Source organism: Scytonema sp. UIC 10036 (assembly GCF_009725235.1).
In genome coordinates, this window is record NZ_WJFC01000242.1 from 1 (window position 1) to 19,790 (window position 19,790).

Sequence of the window (19,790 nt, forward strand, 5' to 3'; positions counted from 1 at the left end):
TCCTACCCCCTACCCCCTACCCCAATCGGAGTGAATCAAACATGGTAAGCATTAAAAACAAACCTATCAAGGATTACCCGTTATTTGAGTATATTGAACGGTTGGAAGCAGGAGGAGCATTACTTCCAGATACTCCTGAGAATTTACTGGAAGTCGTTGGGATTCTTAAAAGTTATGGTGTCGTTTTAGATGCCTACTCTAAGAATCTTATATACATTGCCGACAATCAATTTTTGGTCTTTTTTCCGTTTTTTAAATACTTTAATGGGGAATTTTCTGTTAACAAATTACTAAAACATTGGTGGCACGATCGCATTAATTTTGAATATGCCGAATATTGCATGAAGGCTATGCTTTGGCATGGTGGGGGTGGTTTAGATGAATATTTAGACACAGTAGAGTTTAAAGAGAGTGTGCAAGCTGTTATTGCCGCAAAATTTAAAAACAATCCTTTAATTTTGGGAGTAAACCAATTATTTCCTGATTTCCTTATTGAACAAATGCGCGTTTTTTCTTACTACAGCGCATTAGGTCAATTCTGGCGTGTCATGGCTGATATATTTCTCTCTTTATCTGACCTCTATGACGCAGGAAAAATCACATATATTCCCGAAGTTGTAGACCATATCAAAGCGGGGTTGGTGGCAGATGCTAAAAGACCAATTACCTATTCAGTCAAAATTCGAGATAAAGTTTACGATATTCTCCCCGCTTCTCTTGGTTTGACATTCCTAGCAGATACAGCAATACCTTATGTAGAAGCAGTATTTTTCCGAGGCACACCCTTCTTCGGTACAGTTTCATATAATGCCCAAGCGTATCAAATTTCCCCTGACCAAGCTCGCTTCCAGTATGGTGCGTTATATGCAGATCCTTTGCCAATCGGAGGTGCGGGTATTCCTCCTACTTTGCTAATGCAGGATATGCGTCATTATCTCCCAGAGTATTTGCACAAAGTTTATCGCAGCAATCGTAGGGGAGAAGACGATTTGCTAGTACAAATTTGTATGAGTTTCCAGAAGTCAATGTTCTGTGTGACGACTGCAGCAATTTTGGGGCTTATGCCTTACCCTGTAGATACTAAAGATTCAGATGAGCAACAAGCCAATCGCGTGTATTTACAACAGTGGCTTGACAGGTTAAAGACTTCGCGATTGCTTGAAGTTAACCAAGACTCAAATTTTTGTCCGTTAGCTTTACCTGAGAAGCTTTGATAAAGTAGGGTGGGCACTGCCCACCATTTAACATACAGTTACAGCATTATAGCTTTGTACGATCTGTCAAAATCTCGTAGCCCGTCTCTGTTACTAATACGGTATGCTCGAACTGAGCCGATAGAGAATTATCAACTGTGACTGCAGTCCAACGGTCTGATAAGATGCGCGTAAATTTAGACCCAGCATTCAAAATTGGCTCAATTGCCAGTGTCATTCCAGCACGTAGTTTGACGTTTGGCATATCGCGAGTGCGGAAATTAAACACGGAAGGTTCTTCATGTAAATTGCGACCAACACCGTGTCCGGTAAAATCTTCTACCACACAAAAGTTATTAGCTTTGACGTGATCTTCAATTGCTCCAGCAATATCCATGAGGTAATTTCCTGCTTTGACCTGTTCAATGCCTTTGTAAAGAGCTTCTTCGGCAACACGAATCAAGCGAGCAGCTTCTGGAGTGACCTCACCAACAGCAATTGTAATGCAAGAATCGCCATGAAAACCTTGATAATATGCTCCCGTATCTACTTTTAAGACATCTCCAGCACGAATCACTTTTTTTGGACTGGGTATGCCGTGTACGACTTCATTGTTAATACTGGAACAAATGGAACCTTTAAAACCGTGGTATCCTTTAAAGCTAGGCGTTGCACCCATTTCCCGGATGCGCTTTTCGGCATGAGCATCTAAGTCGGCTGTGGTCATCCCTGGCTTGACCAACTCGGAAATTTCTTTTAGCACAGTTGCTACTATTTTTGCGGATTCCCGCATAATTTCTATTTCTCGCGGGGATTTGAGTTCAACTCCCCTACGCTGTTTTTTTTCTGTTTGACGATTGCTTTGAGCTGGTTGAGAAAGCAGGTGACTGAGAATGTTCATGAGAATTGTTTTTTGCGCCTAGTGCCAACGTGTCAATGATTCTTGTATCTGTTGAGAAACATTACTTATATTTCTAAGTTAGCTTATTTTCTGATGTTACTGTTCAGCAGATATGACAATCTCGCCTGTCATTCCTGCTTCCGTATGTCCCACTATCGGACAGCGCAAACTATAAGTTCCCAGCTTTAACGGTACAAAAAACCATTCTGCTTCTGCTTTTGGTTTCAGTTCGAGTTCGTGAATGGCTCCTTTAATTTCTACGTTACCTGCTTCCACTTTTTGCGTCCAAATACTATCAGCAAAATCCTTGGCAGTAAAATAGTGTTTCTGCGTACTGGGATTTGTCAGTCTAAGTCTATAGCGTTTTCCTGCTTGAAATTCTAGGTGGTTGGGTTCAAATTTCAATTCATTGGCAGAATTACTTAAGTTAACTGTAATCTCTATAACTGGTTGCTTGAGTATATTTTGAAACTCTGCTGCCTCAGCAGAAGCAGCAGTTGCTATAAAAAGGGATAGAAGCAGTGCGATCGCAAGAAAATATCTCATCATTTGTCATTTGCCACTGGTTGTATTACTCGTTCCCAGGCAGAGCCTGGGAATGCCTTACAAGAGGCTCCGCCTCCAAGTATTTTACAGGAGGCAGAGCCTCCCAAGAATCATTCCCAGGCAGAGCCTGGGAACGAGAGAAATGGGAGCCTGGTCACTGGTCACTGGTCAGGTGATTACTGGTCACTGTTCACGGATGGTCCTGCTGTGACTACAATAATTTTATCTGGGTAAAGTAACTCACGAGCGGCTTGATTCACTTCCTCGATTGACACTGCTTGAATTTTTGTTGTGAAAGAACGCAATTCTTCTTTATCTAACCCATAAACCTCGTTCATCAAAATTTTATTGACTAATTCCTCTGGATTTGCTAAGGAAACAATGTAATTGCCGATCAAATTTCGTTTAGCGGTCTCTATTTCCTCAGCTGTAACGCCTTGTTGATGGATTTGTTGTAGCAATTCGCGGGTTCTGGCAATGGCTTGACGGGTATCCTGTGGGCTGGTTTGCATCTCAATTAAAAATGTTCCAGAATTTTTCCCGGCTAAAAAGTTGCTGTAAATTCCGTAGGTTAAACCTTGGCGATCGCGCACTTCCGATCCCAACCGACTGGATAAGGTATCGCCTCCTAAAATCTGATTTAACACTAAGGCTGCGTAGAATCGGGGGTCTTTACGGTTAATGCCTTGATTCCCCATGTAAGTAATGGCTTGAGCTTTACCGGGAAGAATTGGGTTAACACTAACCACTTTTTCTGGCTGGGATACCTTTGGGTATTCTAATTCTGGAGGTTGACCGATAGTGTTCCAATCCCCCAACTCTTGTTTAATCAGTGCTTCTACTTCAGTGACTGAAAAATTCCCTAAGAGTGCGAGAACTGTTGTATCTGGACGGTAGTGTTTCTCCTTAAATTCAACAACATCTTGACGTTTAAGGAGCCGCAGACTTTTTTCTGTGGGAAATTTGTGTAGTGGGTGTTTTTCCGGATATAAAGATTGAACAAATGTTCTTTCTGCTACTTCTGTAGGGTCATCTAATTCTTGCTTCAGGGCAATTAATGCTTGTTTGCGACTGAGTTCTAACTCTTTGACTGGAAAAGTTGCATTTTTGACAATATCTGCCAAAGTTTGAATGAAAACTGGCAAATCTGATGCTAAAGCACTCCCTTCAAGCCGCACACCTTCACGGAATGTCTCAAAATCCAAACTCGCCCCTCTGTCGTCTAAAACTTTGGCAAGAGTTAAAGCATCTTTTGTTTTGGTTCCATTCATTAAGTTTTCTGCTACAAGAGATGCAAGCCCTGCTTTATTGTGAGGATCGAATTCTTTACCTGCTTTGATGTAACCACTTAGGGTAACTGTAGGTGAGCTGGGATCGGCAAAAAGCAATACCCGCAAACCATTGGGTAATGTGAATTGTTCTGGCAATACCTCAGAAACAGCAGTCTTGGAAATTGTTTCCTCCGAATCAATAAATGGTAAGTATTTTTCTACTTCTTCCTTTGTTGCTGATAATTCTGATGAGAAGTTTTCTGCTACAAGAGTGGAGGTTTGCGGGCTGCTTTTGTCTTTTCTTCTTCCTTTGGTTTGAGTGGGTTCAAAAAATCCCGCTACACAGGCTTCTGGTTGGAGATATTTTGTAGCAACACGCTGTACATCTGCTGTTATCACCTGACGCACGGCTGCTAAATAGCGTTCTGTGTAATGATAATCACCAGCAGTTGTCACATCATTACCGAGTTGCATTCCAAGACTTGTAATATCTCGGTTACCAAGAATGAGAGATGCTTCTAACTGTGCTTTAGCTCGATTGACTTCTTCTGATGTGACGCCTTTGTTTATCAGTTCGGAGATCGCACCTTTTAGCAAAGAATCTATTTTTTTCAAGTCTTGATTTCGAGAAGCTGTCACTGATACTTCATACCAGCCTCCCGCCTGCAAACTCACCACAGATGCTGAAACATCATTAGCCCAACCCGATTCTACCAATGTTTGATAGAGGCGAGCATTTCGTCCATCGGTCAAAATATAGTCCATCACATCAAGTGCGGGAACATCTGGATGATTGACATCGGGTAATGGATAGACTGCGTGTAGTAGTGCGGTTGCTCCAGGTTCTTGGAGAACGATGGGATTTTGGATTTTGGATTTTGGATTTTGGATTGAGGATTGGGGGTTGGGAGATTTTGGATTTTGGATTTTGGATTTTGGATTGAGGATTGGGGGTTGGGAACTACTAGGTATTTTGCCAAAGATTTCTTTGACTAAATTTAAAGTAGGTTCGGTTTGGAAATCACCAACAATGACTAAGACTGCATTATCGGGGCTATAGAAGTTTTGATAGTACTTCTGCACCTGCTTTGTTTGAAAGTTTTGCACATCGTCTTCGGTACCACCTACTGGTAAACCGTAGGGATGGTTGGGAAACGCAGCCTGCATGACTGCACGACTCAATCTGTATTCTGGTTCGTTTTCATACCCTTGGAGTTCAGAAATAACAACCCGCTTTTCGCTTGCTAGTTGCTTGTTATCAATGACAGAATTTTGCATTCTATCTGCTTCTAGTATTAATAAAGCTTTTAGTTTATCGCGTTCCGCTGTGTTATAGTATGCCGTTTGGTCGTAGCTGGTGAAAGCATTGGAGTCACTACCTAAAGCGCTGAATAATCTACCAAATTGAATGGGACGATTTTTTGTCCCCCGAAAGAGCATGTGCTCTAATTGGTGGGCTATGCCATTCAAGCCAGATTCTTCATGTCGCGAGCCGACTTTATACCAAACCTGTACGGTTACAACTGGGTTAGAGTGGACTTCTTTTGTTAAGATAGTCAGTCCATTTTGCAGCAACGTCTTTTGGACATTTTCTGACACTGACGAAGATAATGTTTCTTGAGAAATGGTTGTTTTGGGTGTACTTACCAATGTATTTTTTTGTATCAATTGGCTGTCAGCTGAATCATTACCGAGTAAAAGCACTGTAATTAAAACACTCAATAGTAAAGACTGAAAACGATATCGATTAAATTTCGGCAACACACTCATATATTCTCTTCATATATCTGTAACCGAAGTTACAGATTTGTAGACTATATTTTAATCTTTCTAACCATGTTGTTGTTTAACAAAATGGTAGAGAGTTAAATATTCTACTGGCAAAAAATAGCAACTTCAACTAGGTGAGTGTGGTTAAAATACGAATAAATTCTAAAGGTAAACCATCCGTATCCGCAATAAAAGTTACTTCATAAATACGATTTCCAATTTGTTGTTGTGTTGGTTCTAACAAAACTTTCAGTGGTTGTAACAGATCTGAATTATTTTGCGCCCCGATAGTAAAACGTTCTTTTAAACCTGTTAACCAAGTGGGTAAATCTGGTGCGAAATCCGTTACATCAAAAGACAAGTGGTAATACCCAACATAGTGCTCGTCTTCAAAAGCATCTGGGGCTGGTTTGGGTTGGGGTATTTGGATCAGCTCGATTCTACCCCCCAGCCCTTCCATCCAACAAGCTAGGGTATAACCAGTGGTGAAGCGTTCGCAAACCGTAAAGCCAAGGTGTTCGTAGAAAGCGATCGCCTTATGAATATTCGCGGTACGAATAGAAGCGTGGTGCATCTTTAGTTAGTGGTTAGTGGTTAGTGGTTAGTGGTTAGTTGTGTTTACTACTATCAACTAACTACTAACTACTAACCATTATTCAAACAATCGGAAATAAGGATAGCGAACTGGGACACCGGGTTCTTTTTCCAAGTCAAAATTGATGACTTCCCAACAGGGTTCTTGTGACGCTTCGGGGCTAAATTCTACGGGTAAACCGTAAAGTCGAGCCGACGTTGTTTCCGATTGTCCGGAACGCCAGGGAGTGCTGCGTTCTAAGTAGCCACTCATCAATTCTTGATAGCGTCTAGCAATGATAACCCTTGTTGCTCGGTAGCCTTGGGTATACAGCTTGTCTAGTGCTTCATGAATTTCAAACCGAATGCCATCGGGATGTGTATGCTGCCGATACCATTCACCATTCCACCTACGCCAATGACGCCCTGACTGTAAATGGATTAACTCTCCATTTTTGGGATTTGCTTCAAAAGCGCCGTGCCTGGGACATAAATATGTATCTGTTAGTGTCAAAGCCGGGATTGTTTGACGGCAATGGGGACACTGAATTTCGGGGCCGAATATAGGGTACTGCAAGCCTGGGTTCATCATGAAGTGCTCAAAAACATATATTTGTATTTACCTATAACGTTGTTTTTTTTTACACTTCCGCTCCACCTCATTTGGGTATTGATTGAGTGCTACCTTTTATATTAGGTTCTACACCGTGATATTCTAAAATTTTGCAACCTACTTTAAGGTTGGAGTTCCTTCAGATTATCTGAGTACCCTACTTAACATTCTACCGTGTCTATCGCATCCTACTGGTCTAATCCCGATCTTTCTCAAGCAGCTTTTGTCGCTGCCAATGCAGTCGTTATAGGTTCAGTTAAAGTAGGAGCCGATGCGAGCATTTGGTATGGAGCAGTTGTTAGAGGAGATGTAGAACGTATAGAAATTGGTGAATGTACCAATATTCAGGATGGTGCGGTATTGCATGGCGATCCTGGTAAGCCTACTATTCTAGAAGATCGCGTGACTGTAGGGCATCGTGCTGTGGTACACTCCGCCTACATTGAACGTGGCAGTTTGATTGGCATTGGCGCGATCGTTCTCGATGGCGTGCGCGTGGGTGCAGGTAGTATTATTGGAGCCGGTGCTGTCGTCACAAAGGATGTACCCCCTTTGTCTCTTGTTCTAGGTGTTCCTGGTAAAGTTATACGTCAAATCTCTGAAGCGGAAGCAGCAGATTTGCTCGAACACGCAGAACGTTACAAAAAGTTAGCTTTGGTTCATGCTGGGAAGGAGACTGAGGGTAGAGGGTAGGGAGACAAGGAAGACAAGGAAGACAAGGGGGACAAGGGGGACAAGGGAGCAGAGGTGATAACTAATTCCCAATGCCCAATGCCCTTAACCAAATTTGTAAATATTTTTTACATAATGTTTGAGAAAAGTTGACCACTTCAGATAAAAATAAAATGAGAGCAGTTGATAAAACTTTAATTTCTACTTAAAAGAGGATTAGATATGGATCTTGATTTACGTGTGGTCATCGTTTTAGCTCCAATCGCGGTTGCTGCTAGCTGGGCTGCGTTCAACATTGGTGCGGCTGCTTTAAGACAATTGCAAAGCTTTTTAAACAGGGAAGCTTAAGGTATATAGATTTATTAAGAAAGGCAGGAACTCGTTTAACTCGTTCCCAGGTTCCACCTGGGAATGCCTTTTCATGAGGCTCCGCCTCTTGTAAAGTAGGTAGGGCTGAAGCCCACCAATATCGAATGTGCGGCATAGCCTAACTGCTGGAAATAACAAACTCTTGTGGATATTGACTCTCTCTTAAAACCCTTTCATCACTTTGGCATCCGGCTCGGATTGGATTCCGTTTTTAAACTGCTGGCAAATTTGGGCAATCCCCATCATCAGGTGCCAATTGTTCACGTGACTGGTACGAATGGCAAAGGTTCGGTTTGTGCTTACCTGTCTTCGATTCTGACTGAAGCGGGTTATCGCACGGGACTCTTCACCTCACCCCATTTGGTTCATTGGACGGAACGCATTTGCTTAAACGAACAACCAATTTCTTCTGAAGAATTTTGCCAATTGTTAGTGGAAGTGATAAGAGCGATCGATCCAGAAGATCAATCTCCAACTCAGTTTGAGGTGATTACTGCTGCTGCTTGGTTGTATTTCGCACGGCAAAAGGTGGATTTGGCGGTGATAGAGGTGGGGTTGGGAGGACGTTTGGATGCAACTAACGTTTGCTCAAATCCTCTTGTAACTATTATTACTTCTATCAGTCGAGACCACTGGCAAAAACTCGGTCCCAATCTCACCGATATTGCTCGCGAAAAAGCTGGTATTTTTAAACCAGGATGCCCTGCGGTTATCGGTGTTTTACCACCAGATGCAGAAGAGGTTGTGCGATCGCGTGCTTTAGAATTAGGATGCCCCATTGTTGCACCACCCCCTGCGCGTCAAGTTGCTCCTGGTTGGGCAGAGTGGGAGATGGACAAATCCATCAAATATCCGTTAGTGTTGCAAGGGCAGATACAGTTGGGAAACTCGGCTGTGGCATTAGCAGCTGTGGAAATTTTGCAAAAACAAGGTTGGAAAATTTCTGAAGAAGCCATTATCAACGGGATGGCAAAAACCAAGTGGTTGGGAAGGCTTCAATGGACGACGTGGAAAAACCATCAACTATTATTGGACGGTGCTCATAACATTGGTGGTGCTCAAGCTTTGCGCGATTATGTTGATAGCCTGGGGACTGGGAATGTCAATTGGATTGTGGGAATGCTGGCAAAAAAAGACCATGCGGACATTTTAAAAATTTTACTGCGGTCTGGCGATCGCTTGTTTCTTGTTCCAGTACCAGATGCGATGACAGCCCGTCCTCATGAATTAGCTAAGATTGCTTGGAATGTTTGCCCGGAGTTAGGCGATTGCAGTACTTATCCAGATTTATCTTTAGCGTTAGACGCAACTTTTGCTTCATCAAAAGGAAATTTGGTTATTGTATGTGGTTCTCTATATCTTGTTGGCTATTTTTTAAAAATTCCATTGAGTAGGTTGGGTTGAACGCTAGTGAAACCCAACAAAAGCCCAATGGTGAAATTACCATCAGCCATTCCATTGAGTAGGTTGGGTTGAACGCTAGTGAAACCCAACAAAAGCCCAATGGTGAAATTACCATTAGCCATTAGCCATTAGCCATTAGCCATTAGCCATTAGCAATTAGCCATTAGCCATTAGCCATTAGCAATTAGCCATTAGCCATTAGCAATTAGCCATTAGCCATTAGCCATTCCATTCACTTGCTGCATCTTCAACAGCTCGATCAACTGTTTTCTCGCCTAGCATTGCTGCTTGTAAGTTTTCGTAGATAGTCTTTTGCAAACGTTTTATATCTTTTAATCTTGGAGTTAAAACTTCAGCTTGTTGCAACTCTTGTGCGCTAATGACTCTTGCTTTATCTATAGTTGTAGCGTTGGTTGGTACATCTTTGAAGTAACTATCAGAAAGTGATTTGACTGTAGAAGGAAGAACACCTGCTGCTTTGGCAAAGGTTAGTTGGTTGTTGTCGTTGGTAAGATATAGGGCGAATTTGAGGGCGGCGTCGGGTTGTTTGCTATCTTTAGGTATGACTACGTTCATGACGGCGACATTTTTCTTGCCGTTTTCTCCGGTGACTTGGGGTGCTGTTGCAGAAACTTTGGCTATGGTTGGTGCGTTTTTACCGACTGTCTCTAAAAATTCTCCACCTGAAAAGAGTAATGCTGTTTCTCCCGCTTGATACAAGTCTATGGCGTGGCGGTGTCCTTGTGTGAGAACTTCTCTGGGTAGTAGCCCTTTTTTGTATAAGTCAACCCAGTATTGGAATGCTGCTTTGCCTTGTGGGGAATTAAAGGCTGCTTTTCCTCGAGCATCGACTAGGGTGACTCCCATTTGTACTAGGGATTCTAGAACTTCACCGGAGTCTTGAGGCACAAATGTGGTAAAAAAGGCGTATTTACCAGTTTTTTCTTTAACTTGTTGTGCTACCTGTGCTAATTCAGCGTATGTTACAGGTGTTTTAGTAATACCTGCCTGTTTTAATAAATCAGTGTTATAAATGGTTAACCTTGTGGTGAGGTACCAGGGAATACCAAAACTCTTGCCATTGAGGGTACTGGCTTTCCAAATGTTTGGTAAGTAGGAGGAACGAATTGTATCTGACACTTTTGCGTCTAAATCTAACCAGGCATTCCGCCCTGCTAGTTGTGAGGCAAAGTCTGGATTTAAGTTAACAACATCGGGTGGCGTTTTTGCAGAGACAGCTGTTAAGATTTTGTTTTCCATCGCAGTCCAAGGGACATCAATCCAGGTAACTTTTATACCGGGATTTTGTGACTCAAAGGACGCTATGAGGCTTTTGAAGTAGTCGGTGAATTGAGGTTGGAGTTGCATTGTCCAAAACTCAACGTTTGCTGCTGCAGATGATGCCTGTTTTTGATTTGTGCTGATATTTGCTGTACTGCAACTGACAATCCAGCTGGTTAATAAACCAAATAGTAACCAAATAGTAAATTTTTTGAATTGTGAAATTGGAATCATGAGATTTGTGCTTTAGAATTGGCTCGTAGTAGCGCTTGAGCGCGATCGCGGAATTAGAAACATGAGATTTGTGCTTTAGAATTGGCTCGTAGCTGCACTAAGCGCGCTAAAGCGCAACTACAAACCAAGGACATTTCTACACTTTTAGGTAATATAACGGGGGATGAAAGAGGGGTCTTCATATTAATCTTTTATATTATTCATTTTTTTAACTTAGTGCTCCGGTGGTAAACCTGTGGTTAAACAACTTAATAAACTATTTAGTAAATCCAAGGGTGGTGTGGGCATAGAAATTGCACCGCAACGGGTCAATTTAGCTCAAATCCGCAAGCAAGGTCAAGGTGTGAAGTTAGAAAATTTAATAACAGCCCCTGTTCCTGAAGGTGTGGTGGTGGATGGTCAAATTACCGATCCACCAACAATGGCGCAATTGATCCAGCAGGTATTGGCGGAGAGTAAGATTAAGGCTTCCCGCGTTGCGACTTCTGTACCGGGACGTGATTCTATTGTGCGTCTCATACCCGTCCCTGCAGAGTTGGATGATAAAGAACTGCGGGAGATGGTTCTTAACCATGAGGCTGGTTTGTATTTACCTTATCCTCGTGAGGAAGCTGATGTAGATTATCAGAAACTTGGGTATTTTGTAGATGAGGACGGGATTGAAAAGGTTCAGGTGCTTTTAGTTGCAACTCGCAAGGAAATTACCGATACCTATATCAGTACGTTTGAACAGGCTGGATTGCAAATCGATGTTTTGGAGATTAACAGTTTTGCGCTGATTCGGACAATCCGCGATCAACTCCGACAATATGGACCTCAGGAAGCAGCCGTGGTTGTGGATATAGAATTTGATAGCACGGAAATTGCGATCGTTGTTAACGGTGTGCCGCAATTTTCCCGTACCGTACCTATCGGGACTTATCAAATGCAACTTGCTTTATCAAAAGCAATGAATTTACCTGTCTCGCGTGATATGGAATTGTTGAACGGAATGTCTATTCCTTCAACTCCTGTCGATGGTGGAAAAACTGGTGTGACTGAAATTAATCCTGGTATGGCGTCTGTTATCAGGGTGTTAGGAGAACTGACAGATGAACTGCGCCGTTCTATCGATTTTTATCTCAATCAAAGTGAAAATTTGGAGGTGGCACAGATTATGCTAGCAGGTCCCGGAGGCGGACTGGGTCAGCTAGATGAGTTCTTTACACAAAGATTGAGTTTACCTAGCATTCAAATCGATCCGGTAGGTGCATTGTCGTTACAAGTTGATGAGGAAAAATATCCTGCCTCACAACGCCCTGGTTTGGGTATCGTGCTTGGTTTGGGAATGAGAGAATTATGAATTATGAATTATGAATTATGAATTATGAATTATGAATTATGAAGGAGGGAGGGATGCTACAGGTTCTACTTGATGCAGATGTAGCTTTAGAGTGGATACTCAACCGCAGCCCTATTGTTGAAGAAGTCGAAATTATCTGGTATTTAATCAACAGTCATGTTATAGAATGCTACATGACAAAAATCGGTATCGGTAAAATTCGTCTTATTCTGAGTGAATTTAACGGAGTGAAAGCTAATGATTTTGTTGCTTATTTAGAAAAAGTCGTAAAAATCTGTCCCGTCGATTCCAGTATTTTGCAAGAATCGCGCAAATCCCTACTCGATTTTGAAACAGCTGTAGAAATAGAGTGCGCTAAGCAGAAGCAATGTTACTACATCACTCAAAAATCCCACGATGCGATCGCAAGGTATTACGATAAAGTCCCCCAGATAGGGGAACTATGGGATTTGCTAGGAAGAGAATTTGCCAGCAAAATGAACGAAATTCTGCGTCAAAGAAAAATCAATTTAATTTCCATGTGGGCTACCAAGCAAGGCATAAGAGAACTAGTCAAATGGAACCCAACCACTGACAAATGACAAATGACAAATGACAAATGACAAATGACAAAACTCAATTACTCTCCGCTTTGCGCTGGTTCAATTCTTTACACTTCGCCTCAGCCGCCTGAAAAGCCGCCAAGTAATCCTTACCACCTAGCATTACATCCCCGTAATAGTCGTAAGGAGGATCGCCATAGATGGGTAAGGGATCGTCCTCCGGATAATCTTCCTTCGATTCTTCTATAATTGCTTTCAGTTTTTTTACGCTGATTCGCTGTGCCGGAAAATACAAAAGCCCTTGCGGGTCTTGCTTGAGATGGGGTAATGTAGGGTCAATAATGCGATCGCCCAATTCAATCCAAGCGTGTTCGATAGGTTTGTAAGGTCTGCCAGCAAAAGCCAGAAAGCCCTGGACATAAGTTGCTCCCTCAGTCGCCAAGGCTGCTTTGTAAGCATTATCAAACGGAGTCTTCGCCTTGCTTTTTATGCTTTGGGCTATTTCTTTGGAAAGTGCTTCATCAAGTGGTAAAATCATCTACAGCAAGGAATTGAGCAGCAACTTTAACATACTAGCAGTTTTAAGTTTCATGTGGGATAGGCAATGTAGAGTAATGGTGATGTGTTAACGATGACTGTTGTTTCAGGCATTCTTCACATCTCATTCTAACTCGTCAGTTGTTAAAGCAAAGGGCGATACTTCTTCAGCAATTTCAAGCTGAACTGTACTCATAGTTAACATTATAAGGCGTGTAATATCCCATCTACAGCAGCAACACTTCATCCAAAGCGTTCTTCGCCAACTACTTCTAACAACAACAAAACGTCTATCAATACTGCTCGGATCAGCAAATTGTAGGTTGGGTTGAACGATAGTGAAACCCAACAAATGTCTGTAAATTTTGGGTTTCGTTCCTCAACCCAACCTACGTGTTTTCGCATTTTTAGGCTTAACCGACAAGTATTGAAACGTCTATTACTAGATTCTAGCAGCGATCGCAGTGTTTTCTAGTGCGTTCATCTGCGGTTAATTTTTCTTATTATTGTAAATATAGTCAGTATATTTCTAGAAATCCCTAATTCAACAATTTCTTCAATTCTGCATCCGTAAAGGGATTTTGACCAGCACGTAAAGCTTTTACCCAACCCTGCACTATTGATTACCCTTTTTGATCGTCAGTTTGGGCAATGTACACTTCAAAATCCTCAATTGCTCCTTGTGTGTTATATCATGTCCGTTAGCATAACCATAATAAAAATTTCTTCATTTCTTAGCGCCTTTGCGACGGCAGGCGCTTCAACTGGTGGTAACCAGAGCAACGCGCTGCCTCGTCTTTGCGTGAGTTTTATTTAGGGTATATAAGCGGACGTGATATTACCTATAGATTGAGCACATTGCAAGCATCCCCAATTAAATTATCCAAATTCAAATCCCATAAAATCACTGTGTTGTCTGAACTGCCGGAAGCAAGCTGTTTGCCATCGGCACTCCACGCCACGCTATAGACAGAACGGCTATGCCCTTTGAGGGTTTTGAGTTCTTTGCCCGTTGCCACATCCCAGAGTTTGATGGTGTTGTCTAAACTGCCGAACTTTAGTTTAGGTGACACGTACTACAAAAGCCGTTCTTTGTAGTTTACGGGGGCTATTGCCTTCCACAAGAATTCTATGTCTTTAGTCAAAATTTCTGTTTTCGTCAATTCCTGTTGACAAAAATTAATAATTTTTGTTAATTTTATTTACATAAGTTAAAAAAATAAAAAAAGTTTTCAGCCTCGGTCCCATCGACATTTGGATTCCTCAATGTACCTCGGTTTGACACCGAGGTTTTTTGTACACCTAAAAAACGCGGGATACCTGGTAGTGCAATATCCCATCTACTGCAGCAACACTTAATTTAAAGCGTTCTTCCCAACTTCCTCTAATAACGGCAAAACGCCTGCCCCTAGATTCCAGTGATTGAATACAGCGATCGCGAAACTCTTCTCTTCGGTGAGGTAAAAACCTTTGGCGATCGTCAACCCAAGGAACATCAACATCCAACAACAAATACAAATCATACTGCCGTTGATTTGCCTCATCATGAATCCACTGAGGACACTCCCCAAACAAAACATCACTCCAAATAGTTGTAGTAATCAAATCTGTATCGCAAAAAAGAAGACGGTTTGCTTGTCTGGCTAAAGCATCTTCTGAAGCAATTTGACCTCTCGCAATCTTGGGAATATCCTCAAAATCGCACCATCCTCCCTTAAAATCAAGCAATCCGCGAGCGTACTCGCTAACACAAACAGTATTGTAGTGAGAAGCTAAGTTTTGTGCCAAAGTCGATTTGCCCGTAGATTCGGGACCAAAAATGCAGATGCGCCGAACAAAATACGGTCGAACACAGGGCGGTATGTAATTCCAGTGAGCAATCGGGTTTTGCCGTACTTTAGTTCCAGAGATGTTAACCGTGGTGCGCGAATGGTCTACAGGGACATAAGTCCCCCCAAGAATTTCTGCCAATTTCCAACCGTAATCCTCAGAAGCGAATACGTAATCTGGGCCTGTAGGCAGTACTCTCCGAATAGTATCATACCAGATTTGCCAAAAATCAGGATGCTCCTTTGGTTCTTGGGGATTTTCATCAGTCACATGCACGACCTCCACATCCGGAAACATTTCCCGCATCCAACAGTAACGAAGATATCCGGGAATTGGTTCAGATTGAATAGAACAAACAAGAACTGTGAGGTGCTCAACGTAGTTTCGGGCAAAATCAACCAGATACTGGTGTCCTAAATGAGGAGGCATAAACTTGCCCAGTATCATCCCAGTACCTGTTTTTTGTAAGCCTTTTTCCATGTTAAATACCCCAGTACTGCCAAGATGAGAAACACAGCATAAAGCCCTGTTGTTGGATAAAGTTCCTTAGCTGCGTAGACGCCAACTGCTAATATATCCACTGCAATCCAAATTAGCCAGCACTCCAAAATTTTCTTTGCCATCAACCACTGAGCAATCAGACTCATAATTGTAATAGCTGCATCTGGGTAAGGCAAAGCGGCGTTTGTATAACGATGCATGACAAAACCAAGCAAGAAAGTTCCGGCGATCGCAACTCCACACCAAATAATTGCCTGTACCCGAGCGATACGACTGACCCGAAGTTCTCCCCGGTCTTGACCTCCATGCAACCACACGTACCAACCGTAGATTTGCAGGAAAACATAGATGACTTGCAAGATGGCATCCGAATACAAACGAGCTTCAAAAAAAATAAAGATGTATAAAAACACCATCACTATGCCCGTAGGCCAGCACCAGATATTTTCTTTGACAGTCAGCCAAACGCTTACTAAGCCCAAGACAGCAGCAACGACTTCAATGGAATTCATTTAATCACTTTTATTTATTAATTCAAGAAATAATAATATTTGCTTTTATCAGTTAGATAACATACAAATGAATTAGGGAAACAAAAGGCTCTACTCAAGAGGTGAGAGATGGAACAACGAATTTGTCAGCTAAGTTTTCTCAATAGTATCGTTTATTTAAGAGGTAAGTTATGTTAGAACACTTAGACAAGGATGAGTTTCTTTATCAGAAACGAACATATCGCGGTCCGTTTCATCCTACAGCTTTATTATTCAATGCCAACTTACAAGAATTTGCAACAAGAGTCAGTTACATCTCCAACCTACAAACTCTTGGAAAGCTTTCTCCGCAAGAGGCTTACGAGCAAATTGACACTCTTTGGAATCAGTTAAAAAGCAGCTACTCTTCACTGGGATTGGATTCAACAACACTGAATTAGTACAAGCAGCACAGTACAGTAACACAGTATTACGTTTTTTAGCATTAGAGACCAGTCCCCTTACGTCAAGACTAGCCATGCTAGTCTCTACATATCCTAAGGAACTTCCAGGAAATAAAATATACAATTAATCAAAATGATAATCACCAGAGTTATATGGATGCCCAAGCTAGGAAGCCATTCTTCTGAACACGAACAATCAAAAATTAGGTATCTAGAGTAGCAGACCATCTGAGAATTTCTGCTTCCATCTCGTCTTGAGAAGAGAACCTTAACGGTTCATAGCAGCCCAAAGGAAAATTTACAGTTCTTACTGTACATCTGTTGCAAAAAGTGCAAGGCTTTTCAGGTTCGTTTTTTCCTTTTTTAAAAACCTTCAACAAATCTGGATTAGCTAATAGTGGTCTTGCCATTGAAACCAAATCACATTTTTGCTCGCGCAAGGTAGCTTCTATCAAATCTCGTTGCTGGAATCCGCCATTTGCAACAATCGGAATATTAACCGCTTTTTTGAATTTATGGGCGTGTTCGGCATTGATTCCAGGTACAAACTTCCATCCTCTACCCAAAATTAAACTCAATATAGGTTTTGGAATTGCATTGAGCAACATGGCTCGGATGTTAGTTTTGAGACTCAAATGACGATTAGAGTTAACAAACATTCTTAATTCGTCGATAGGAAAAGATCCAGGATTTTCTTTGGGATTGATAAAGCCAAATCCAGCAGATATATGTAAATAATCAATGCCTAGTTTTTCCAGTTCCTTGGCATAGAAAATATTTTCTTCTAAACCATTTCCTATAAAATAATGCTGGATGGGAAATATGACAGGTAATCTGAGATTTATTGGTAGGTAATTATAATCTACTGCTGACAATCTAATTCCAAAGAGAAAGTCGGAACCTACAGTTTGGCGAACGGCTTTGACAATTTTTTGTAAAAAATGAAATCTCTTTTCTACAGATCCGCCGTATTCATCCGTTCTTCGATTCGAGACTGGATTTAAAAATTGATGAATAATATAGCCCTTGGAAGCCGTAATTTCTAAGCCATCGCAACCCGTTTCTCGAACTCGTCTTGCTGCTTCGGCAAAGTTATGAATCGTCTGTTCGATTTCTTCCACAGACATTTCAATGCTGTGATTGCGATACCCAAATAAAAGATCGAAGACGGAAGAAGCAGATTTTGCATCTGCTTCCTGAGAAAATAAACTCGTCTGAGTCTGATAGCCAGCATCTCCAAGTTGGATGATATATTTGCAGCCATATTTTTGAACACCTTGAATTCCTTCTCGCAATGGTTTAATAAATTTATCATTGCTAATCTTGGGGTATTCTAATGGCGACCATCTGCGGTCATCTACGGTAATTGTTGCTGAAATAATTCCAGCCACATCGTTTTCCGCGAATCTTTTTTCAAAATTTTTCCACGCAGAATTTACAGTTCCATCGTAGTAAGAGGTTCTTCCTCCAATAGACGACCTTAGAATTCGATTTTTTAATGTGACATTTTTAATTGTAAACGGTTCAAAAATCATAGGAACCTCCTTATATATCGCTTTCGGTCAAAGGTTCATTGAAGTTTTCATACCGAACTTTTACATCCACTTCTGCTCCTAGTTAACTGACAAAACTTTAAGTTTAAGAAATTGAAGTCGATAAAAAAGGAATTTTTTTAAGTTTATCATCACAAATGATTTGGTCGCAAATAACTATAAATTTTGTTACAAAATCATAAAAATTTATATAACAAGCATTAGGGGATTATGAAAGTACAACCAAAAGAAGTTGTTTTGTATGTAGCAAAATTAAATTTTATGTCTCGTTGTTTTTATTTATACGATGAAGATAAGTTTTAATGGTTTTATAGGAAAGACCAGTTTCTCGGCTCATGTGTCCTTGGGAATAGTCAACTTCCTGCATAGTTGCATGTTTATATTTCTGTGGGTTCATGTGCTAGCCCTGTAAAGATGGATCAAAACTTCAGGCAATTAACCGCTTGCTTACCTCTTACCTGGAGCGTTCTCTGCGTTCTCTATGGTTTACAGCAGTTTTCACTTAAATAAACCACACCGTTTGTCAGGGCGCTCTTGCGTTGCGCCCCTACGACTGTAGTCTATTTACCTGAAAATGGTTGTAAAAGTAATTTTTTTACCAGATGCCGTTTCTATACCATAGAAACAAGAAATAGATTTGTATTAGTTAGAACTGCCAAATCGCTTGCGATCGCGCAGTTGCTCTACGATATAATCTTCTAGTTCTTGCCTTTCTCGGCTGCTAGCATTTCTGTGATAAGTTCTTCCAGTTTCCTGAATAAACTTACGTTTCTCACTTTGAGAGGCACTGAGTTTACCTCCAGGTTTCTTGAGAGTTTTCTGTAAATCCTCCCAGGTTTTTTCACCAACAATTTCACCTAGTTGTACGAGTGCTTTCGGTAATAATCTTTTTGCCTCTTGACGAAATTCATCATCTGTATCGAGAGAGGCTATATCTACGCTGCTAAAGTCAAGACTAATTTGCTGAAATTTACTCATCTAAAAATTCCTCTATACCAAATACACAGTTTAACTTAATTGACCTCTCCCCTAGGGAGATTTTTTCATTGGGACTGTCTTTAGTGGTAGAGGCGAGGCGGAGCCTCGATCTATGCATTCCCAAGCTCCGCCTGGGAACGAGAACTCCCTACCCCCTTAAATAAAGGAGTTGCTCGTTAAAGAGGATGCTTGAACTCCAGTTAAGACTGCTAGATGTTTTTGATTGGAATTGTCAAAGATAAAGGTGTTGCTCAGAACTTGAGTTATGGATAGGGCAGAGCAGGTTAAGCTACCTGATAGACGAATGACGTCTTCTCCTACACGGAAATCGTTAATGTGTAAGAATTAACAATAAACAAGAACTTTTAAAGTTTTGTAGACAATTTACAGACAAACCTATTTCTGCATTTATTTAAAATCTTATAGAAAATTAACAAAATTTTGAAAACCGAGTTTTCAAAGTATTATGCTGTAATCCTTATACTACTTTTAGTACAAAACACTGGTTGCATAATACCATTCTGAAACGGTTCTAAGCTTTGCTAAACTTTGTCATATTTCTAATACTTTTGAAAACTGAGTTTTCAAAATTTAATCCTTAATCAAAGTGACCACTCTCTGCCTATCCTTGTGATAGTTTTTTTTCGTAAAAAAGTATTACAAGCACTTCTAAATTTAATTCTGTTTGTAGATAATTTGATAAAATAAAGAAAGTGAATTGTAATTATAAAAATCTTGTTATAAGC

Annotated in this window: 19 protein-coding genes; 7 read left to right on the plus strand and 12 right to left on the minus strand. The window is 41.1% G+C overall.

The features are described 5' to 3' along the window. Nucleotides 1-41: 41 nt before the first annotated feature. The gene (locus F7734_RS53635; RefSeq protein ID WP_155752402.1) at nucleotides 42-1,214 is read left to right on the plus strand and encodes a CO2 hydration protein; all 1,173 of its coding nucleotides are present in this window, start codon (nucleotides 42-44) and stop codon (nucleotides 1,212-1,214) included. Nucleotides 1,215-1,260: 46 nt separating this feature from the next. Here F7734_RS53635 and map read toward each other — a convergent pair whose 3' ends face one another. The 5 genes from map to F7734_RS53660 form a co-directional block, all read right to left on the minus strand. Then, nucleotides 1,261-2,094, minus strand: a complete 834-nt coding sequence (gene map / locus F7734_RS53640; RefSeq protein ID WP_155752403.1) for a type I methionyl aminopeptidase — start codon at nucleotides 2,092-2,094, stop codon at nucleotides 1,261-1,263. 96 nt (nucleotides 2,095-2,190) lie between these two features. Then, nucleotides 2,191-2,640: a cupredoxin domain-containing protein gene (locus tag F7734_RS53645; protein ID WP_155752415.1), complete on the minus strand. Its 450-nt coding sequence runs from the start codon at nucleotides 2,638-2,640 to the stop codon at nucleotides 2,191-2,193. Between the two features lie 176 nt (nucleotides 2,641-2,816). Next, nucleotides 2,817-5,681: a pitrilysin family protein gene (locus F7734_RS53650; RefSeq protein ID WP_155752404.1), complete on the minus strand. Its 2,865-nt coding sequence runs from the start codon at nucleotides 5,679-5,681 to the stop codon at nucleotides 2,817-2,819. Between the two features lie 130 nt (nucleotides 5,682-5,811). Beyond that, complete coding sequence (locus F7734_RS53655) at nucleotides 5,812-6,255, minus strand: VOC family protein (protein WP_155752405.1); 444 nt, start codon at nucleotides 6,253-6,255, stop codon at nucleotides 5,812-5,814. Between the two features lie 78 nt (nucleotides 6,256-6,333). Continuing rightward, nucleotides 6,334-6,846 carry a TIGR02652 family protein gene (locus tag F7734_RS53660; protein WP_155752406.1) on the minus strand — a complete coding sequence of 171 codons (513 nt, stop codon included), beginning with the start codon at nucleotides 6,844-6,846 and terminating at the stop codon, nucleotides 6,334-6,336. Between the two features lie 195 nt (nucleotides 6,847-7,041). Between F7734_RS53660 and F7734_RS53665 the strand changes: the two genes are divergently transcribed. The 3 genes from F7734_RS53665 to F7734_RS53675 all read left to right on the plus strand — a co-directional run bounded on the left by F7734_RS53665 (nucleotide 7,042) and on the right by F7734_RS53675 (nucleotide 9,312). Beyond that, complete coding sequence (locus F7734_RS53665; RefSeq protein ID WP_166482729.1) at nucleotides 7,042-7,560, plus strand: gamma carbonic anhydrase family protein; 519 nt, start codon at nucleotides 7,042-7,044, stop codon at nucleotides 7,558-7,560. A gap of 201 nt (nucleotides 7,561-7,761) precedes the next feature. Beyond that, nucleotides 7,762-7,887: a photosystem II protein Y gene (locus F7734_RS53670; protein WP_155752407.1), complete on the plus strand. Its 126-nt coding sequence runs from the start codon at nucleotides 7,762-7,764 to the stop codon at nucleotides 7,885-7,887. A gap of 165 nt (nucleotides 7,888-8,052) precedes the next feature. Continuing rightward, nucleotides 8,053-9,312, plus strand: a complete 1,260-nt coding sequence (locus F7734_RS53675; RefSeq protein ID WP_166482730.1) for a folylpolyglutamate synthase/dihydrofolate synthase family protein — start codon at nucleotides 8,053-8,055, stop codon at nucleotides 9,310-9,312. 219 nt (nucleotides 9,313-9,531) lie between these two features. On the opposite strand, the gene F7734_RS53680 is transcribed toward F7734_RS53675, so the two are convergent. Then, complete coding sequence (locus tag F7734_RS53680) at nucleotides 9,532-10,827, minus strand: sugar ABC transporter substrate-binding protein (protein WP_155752408.1); 1,296 nt, start codon at nucleotides 10,825-10,827, stop codon at nucleotides 9,532-9,534. Nucleotides 10,828-11,062: 235 nt separating this feature from the next. On the opposite strand from F7734_RS53680, the gene F7734_RS53685 reads away from it, so the two are divergent. Beyond that, the gene (locus F7734_RS53685) at nucleotides 11,063-12,169 is read left to right on the plus strand and encodes a type IV pilus biogenesis protein PilM (RefSeq protein WP_166482731.1); all 1,107 of its coding nucleotides are present in this window, start codon (nucleotides 11,063-11,065) and stop codon (nucleotides 12,167-12,169) included. 53 nt (nucleotides 12,170-12,222) lie between these two features. Next, nucleotides 12,223-12,750 carry a PIN domain-containing protein gene (locus tag F7734_RS53690; RefSeq protein ID WP_155752409.1) on the plus strand — a complete coding sequence of 176 codons (528 nt, stop codon included), beginning with the start codon at nucleotides 12,223-12,225 and terminating at the stop codon, nucleotides 12,748-12,750. A gap of 34 nt (nucleotides 12,751-12,784) precedes the next feature. Here the strand turns inward: F7734_RS53690 and F7734_RS53695 are convergent, their stop codons facing one another. The 4 genes from F7734_RS53695 to pnuC all read right to left on the minus strand — a co-directional run bounded on the left by F7734_RS53695 (nucleotide 12,785) and on the right by pnuC (nucleotide 16,091). After that, nucleotides 12,785-13,249, minus strand: coding sequence for a hypothetical protein (locus F7734_RS53695; protein WP_155752410.1), 465 nt, complete (start codon nucleotides 13,247-13,249; stop codon nucleotides 12,785-12,787). Between the two features lie 841 nt (nucleotides 13,250-14,090). Then, a complete protein-coding gene (locus F7734_RS64725; RefSeq protein ID WP_166482732.1) occupies nucleotides 14,091-14,321 on the minus strand; it encodes a hypothetical protein in 231 nt (76 codons plus the stop codon). A gap of 229 nt (nucleotides 14,322-14,550) precedes the next feature. Next, the gene (locus F7734_RS53705) at nucleotides 14,551-15,558 is read right to left on the minus strand and encodes an AAA family ATPase (RefSeq protein ID WP_243147563.1); all 1,008 of its coding nucleotides are present in this window, start codon (nucleotides 15,556-15,558) and stop codon (nucleotides 14,551-14,553) included. Then, nucleotides 15,522-16,091, minus strand: coding sequence for a nicotinamide riboside transporter PnuC (pnuC, locus tag F7734_RS53710; RefSeq protein ID WP_155752411.1), 570 nt, complete (start codon nucleotides 16,089-16,091; stop codon nucleotides 15,522-15,524). The genes F7734_RS53705 and pnuC overlap by 37 nt, the downstream gene beginning before the upstream one ends. Before the next feature lie 170 nt (nucleotides 16,092-16,261). Between pnuC and F7734_RS53715 the strand changes: the two genes are divergently transcribed. After that, nucleotides 16,262-16,510, plus strand: coding sequence for a hypothetical protein (locus F7734_RS53715; RefSeq protein ID WP_155752412.1), 249 nt, complete (start codon nucleotides 16,262-16,264; stop codon nucleotides 16,508-16,510). A gap of 206 nt (nucleotides 16,511-16,716) precedes the next feature. Here F7734_RS53715 and F7734_RS53720 read toward each other — a convergent pair whose 3' ends face one another. Next, nucleotides 16,717-18,048, minus strand: a complete 1,332-nt coding sequence (locus F7734_RS53720; protein WP_155752413.1) for an NADH:flavin oxidoreductase — start codon at nucleotides 18,046-18,048, stop codon at nucleotides 16,717-16,719. A gap of 660 nt (nucleotides 18,049-18,708) precedes the next feature. Continuing rightward, a complete protein-coding gene (locus F7734_RS53725) occupies nucleotides 18,709-19,044 on the minus strand; it encodes a hypothetical protein (protein WP_155752414.1) in 336 nt (111 codons plus the stop codon). Between the last annotated feature and the right edge of the window lie 746 nt (nucleotides 19,045-19,790).

Excerpts from the sequence above, each read along its gene's own strand:
- F7734_RS53655 (WP_155752405.1), bottom strand. The coding sequence starts at position 6,255 with ATGCACCACGCTTCTATTCGTACCGCGAATATTCATAAGGCGATCGCT.
- F7734_RS53660 (WP_155752406.1), bottom strand. The coding sequence starts at position 6,846 with ATGATGAACCCAGGCTTGCAGTACCCTATATTCGGCCCCGAAATTCAG.
- F7734_RS53725 (WP_155752414.1), bottom strand. The coding sequence starts at position 19,044 with ATGAGTAAATTTCAGCAAATTAGTCTTGACTTTAGCAGCGTAGATATA.
- map (WP_155752403.1), bottom strand. The coding sequence starts at position 2,094 with ATGAACATTCTCAGTCACCTGCTTTCTCAACCAGCTCAAAGCAATCGT.
- F7734_RS53635 (WP_155752402.1), top strand. The coding sequence starts at position 42 with ATGGTAAGCATTAAAAACAAACCTATCAAGGATTACCCGTTATTTGAG.
- F7734_RS53715 (WP_155752412.1), top strand. The coding sequence starts at position 16,262 with ATGTTAGAACACTTAGACAAGGATGAGTTTCTTTATCAGAAACGAACA.
- F7734_RS53670 (WP_155752407.1), top strand. The coding sequence starts at position 7,762 with ATGGATCTTGATTTACGTGTGGTCATCGTTTTAGCTCCAATCGCGGTT.
- F7734_RS53690 (WP_155752409.1), top strand. The coding sequence starts at position 12,223 with ATGCTACAGGTTCTACTTGATGCAGATGTAGCTTTAGAGTGGATACTC.
- F7734_RS53720 (WP_155752413.1), bottom strand. The coding sequence starts at position 18,048 with ATGATTTTTGAACCGTTTACAATTAAAAATGTCACATTAAAAAATCGA.
- pnuC (WP_155752411.1), bottom strand. The coding sequence starts at position 16,091 with ATGAATTCCATTGAAGTCGTTGCTGCTGTCTTGGGCTTAGTAAGCGTT.
- F7734_RS53680 (WP_155752408.1), bottom strand. The coding sequence starts at position 10,827 with ATGATTCCAATTTCACAATTCAAAAAATTTACTATTTGGTTACTATTT.
- F7734_RS53650 (WP_155752404.1), bottom strand. The coding sequence starts at position 5,681 with ATGAGTGTGTTGCCGAAATTTAATCGATATCGTTTTCAGTCTTTACTA.
- F7734_RS53695 (WP_155752410.1), bottom strand. The coding sequence starts at position 13,249 with ATGATTTTACCACTTGATGAAGCACTTTCCAAAGAAATAGCCCAAAGC.
- F7734_RS53705 (WP_243147563.1), bottom strand. The coding sequence starts at position 15,558 with ATGGAAAAAGGCTTACAAAAAACAGGTACTGGGATGATACTGGGCAAG.
- F7734_RS53645 (WP_155752415.1), bottom strand. The coding sequence starts at position 2,640 with ATGAGATATTTTCTTGCGATCGCACTGCTTCTATCCCTTTTTATAGCA.